Origin of the sequence: Flavobacterium sp., from assembly GCF_040382755.1 — a bacterium.
GTDB lineage: Bacteria > Bacteroidota > Bacteroidia > Flavobacteriales > Flavobacteriaceae > Flavobacterium.
This window is the reverse complement of the sequence record NZ_JBEIET010000244.1, coordinates 1-1,656: the sequence shown is the minus strand read 5'-3', so window position 1 is coordinate 1,656 and position 1,656 is coordinate 1. Positions and strand designations below refer to the sequence as shown.

Sequence of the window (1,656 nt, the reverse complement as noted above, 5' to 3'; positions counted from 1 at the left end):
GAGGCAGTTAAAGAATAAGGTAAATCATAAATTAAAGGTGCTAAAACTTTTTGTAGAGAGGAAAACTCAGTAAAATATGAATAAGCACTAAGTCCTTTCAAAACATCAAAACTTGAAGGGGCAGGCACAATTTCTATTGTATCAAATACATCGGGATTATCTAAAAGAGCTACTTTAAAAAATATTTTACCACCTGTAGAATTAAAAACTCCCCCTTGAGAAATAACGTTAGTAACTAAATCGTTAGGGTTAGAAAAAGTAACAGGGTTTCCTGAAATTTGTGACCATTGAACAAATGAGGTCGAAGAACTAGCACTTATTATAACTTCTGTTTGTAAAGTCACATAAATCTTTTCAGGGGCTGATATAGTTGCTATGGAAGCAATCATGTAAAGAGTTACAGAATAAATATCAGAAAACTCAGTTTCTATATTCGGTCGTTTTTCAAAATATAAAATGACTTGCCCAAAAGATTTAATAACACTTTCATAAAAAATAAACTGATTTGTCTTAAAAGATTCTGGAATGCCAAATCCCCGCCCAGTAACATTTAAATCTTTATAAAAGTCTATAAACTCTAAAACTTGTGTGCTATTTAAACCTTCAAATTTGGCTGACACTTTTGCACTTCTACCTTGAGTAAAAGCATTTGTTCGATGTTCTATTCCTTCTTGGTCTTCAGTAATTATACTACCAAAATCAGATAACTCAATGTATTCAATTTTTGTAGGCTTAAAATTAGGAAAACTCATAAAATTTGGTCAGGATAAGGATTAGGAGACGGAACTACAATCGTACTGGTAGTAACTAAATTCACAGTAAAATTATAAACGTTTTGTTTAACTGTAGTTATTTCTATTTTGTCAGCAAATCTCCAAATAACCCCTTTTGTAAGAGATTCTAAAGCATTTTTAAGTGATAAAGGATGTCTCCAGACCGAAATAGGAACCAAAAACCCTTTAAAAGTACCTTTGGCACTATTATAAAAGCCAACAATTTCTAAAACATCCTCAGCAGTACGATTAACATACTCTAATTTAATTTTAGTACCTGTACCATTATTGGTCAAAGATAAGCGAATTTCTGCCCCATCTGGAAACTCAGTAATAGATGAAGCATAAGTAGGAAGCTCTAGCTCCCTCATGAAATCTGGAACCAAATTAGGATATATCATTGAAATTTGAAGTCGAGGTCAGAAAAATCAAATAATTTGTTAGACCATAAAACAGCACTTATAGATATTTCACCATTTTCAGAGATTGCAAGATTTTGAATCCTGTAAACTTTATCTTCAATAACGGCTCTACCAATAACTACAGGGTCATACAAGGAAATGGGTGAAGGTAAATTTTCAATGTCCAAATAGTAAAAACCATTCTCCAGAACTAATGTAAAAGTTAAGTTCTCTAGTACCGTATTGGTTTCCTGAAGTTGAATGGTAGCTTTATAGTCAGATGTTATTAAATTAGAGGGTTGTCTAGATAGCAAAATTCTTTGGGTTTGAGTTGTTATATTATAGACTCCAACTTCTGTAACATATCCAGAAATGTCATAATCATATTCGGTAGCCGTATGCTGAACTAGAATTGCTTCACCGGGTGCTAAAAAAAGTCCTTGAGTAGCAGTCTTAAACTTGACTATTTTATCTTGGTATCT

The 1,656-nt window shown here is 32.4% G+C and carries 3 protein-coding genes; all 3 read right to left on the bottom strand.

The annotated features are described in order from the left end of the window. Positions 1–752 (bottom strand): hypothetical protein (locus ABWO04_RS11735; RefSeq protein ID WP_353079871.1); only part of this gene is annotated, 752 nt, incomplete at its 3' end. Further along, on the bottom strand, positions 749–1,144 hold the full coding sequence (locus tag ABWO04_RS11730) for a hypothetical protein (RefSeq protein ID WP_353079870.1): 396 nt from the start codon (positions 1,142–1,144) through the stop codon (positions 749–751). The genes ABWO04_RS11730 and ABWO04_RS11735, both read right to left, overlap by 4 nt. A gap of 26 nt (positions 1,145–1,170) precedes the next feature. Then, positions 1,171–1,656: hypothetical protein (locus ABWO04_RS11725; protein WP_353079869.1), on the bottom strand; the 486-nt coding region annotated here is incomplete at its 5' end.